The 1,620-nt window shown below is 76.7% G+C and carries 2 protein-coding genes; both read right to left on the bottom strand.

The window, feature by feature from the left end; genetic code table 11:
• A partial coding sequence (locus KIK08_RS38935) for a serine/threonine-protein kinase (protein WP_308258169.1) occupies positions 1 to 987 on the bottom strand: 987 nt, incomplete at its 3' end.
• Positions 988 to 1,070: 83 nt separating this feature from the next.
• Positions 1,071 to 1,620 (bottom strand): hypothetical protein (locus tag KIK08_RS38940; RefSeq protein ID WP_214408318.1); only part of this gene is annotated, 550 nt, incomplete at its 5' end.

The raw sequence follows: 1,620 nt of genomic DNA on the forward strand, positions 1-1,620 counted from the left end.
CGGGTCCGGCGCACCGGACCGGCCGACGGCGAAGCCGATCCCCCCGGACGCGAGGGCGATCAGCACCGCGCCGGTCGCCAGCGCGGCCGTCCGCGCCCGGCGGGGCGGCTCGGCCACCGGCCGGCGCACCGACGGGACGGTGTGGCCCCACAGCTCGAGCGCCTGCTGGGCGGCGGCGGCCAGCTCGGTCGGCGTGGTGAACCGGGCCGCCGGGTCCTTGGCCATCCCCCGGGCGATGACGTCGTCCAGCGCGGGCGGCACCGCCCGGCGCTCCAGGCTGGGCCGCGGCGGGTCGGCGGTGAGGTGGGCGTGCATGAGGCCGGGCAGGTCGGTCGCCGGGAACGGGCGGCGGCCGGTGAGGCACTCGACGAGCGTGCAGGTCAGCGAGTAGACGTCGGAGCGGGCGTCGGGGACGCCGTCGCCGAACCGCTCGGGCGCCATGTACGCCAGCGTCCCCACCGCGACGCCCACCGAGGTCAGCGCGGTGACGTTGTCGCCGAGCGCGCGGGCGATCCCGAAGTCGACCAGGTAGACGAAGTCGGCCGGGGTGACCAGGATGTTCGACGGCTTGATGTCGCGGTGCAGGATGCCGTTGCGGTGCGCGTCGGCCAGCGCCTCGGCGACCTGCGTGATGAGCGCGACCGCCCGCCGCGGGTCCAGCGGCCCGGCGGCGATCAACCGGTCGAGGCCGCTGCCCTCGACCAGCCGCATGTCGATGTAGAGCCGGCCGTCGATCTCGCCGAAGTCGTGGATCGGGATGACGTGCGGGTTCTGCAACCGGGCCGCGGTGTCGGACTCGCGCCGGAACCGGGCCCGGAAGGCCTCGTCGCGGGCCAGGTCGGACTGCAGGATCTTGAGCGCGACGACCCGCCCGCGACGGGTGTCGAACGCCCGGTGCACCTCGCCCATCCCGCCGCGGCCGAGCATGCCCTGCAGGAGGTACGGGCCCAGCACGTCGGGACGCCCAGTGGCGGTCTCGGTGGTCACGGCCCCTCCCCGGTCGGCGCTCGGCACCGGCGTCGCGCGGCGGGTAACGGTAGCCGGCACCGCCGCACCGGTCGGCAGCCTCCCTACACCTCGCCGGTGAACACCGCTCCCGGTGCGTAGTCGAGCGCCAGCTCGCCGGTCGCCTGGTCGAGGGAGAACGCCGTCCGGTAGCTGACCGTCGCGCCCGGTTGGACGATCGAGACCGGCACCGCCGGGACGAGCGAGCCGGCCACGTCGAAGATCCGGGCCGCTGGGCGGCCGCGGTGCGTGGCGGTCGGCCCGACGGCGAACGTGTTCAGCGTGAACGGCGCGCCCGACCCGTTCGTGATCGTGGTGGTGACCAGCACGGCGCGGGCGCGCTGGTGGCCCTCGGCCTGCGCGGACGGCTCGTAGGGCACCGGCTCGGAGACCTCGATCGCGATCCCGTCCGGGGTGGTGACGCGCTGGCCCCAGGTGCCGCGGGAGCCGGTGGCGGCCGGGACGGACGGCGCGGGCGGGACGCCGACCACCACGCCGACCGGGCCGAGGCGCACGCCGTCGGGTCCGGCGCCGACGACCGCGGCGACGGCGAGGCCGACCAGCAGGCCCAGCACGGTGCCGGCGGCCAACCAGGCCCACGGCCTGCGCCGGCCG

The organism is Pseudonocardia lacus (assembly GCF_018531445.1).
GTDB classification, from domain to species: domain Bacteria; phylum Actinomycetota; class Actinomycetes; order Mycobacteriales; family Pseudonocardiaceae; genus Pseudonocardia; species Pseudonocardia lacus.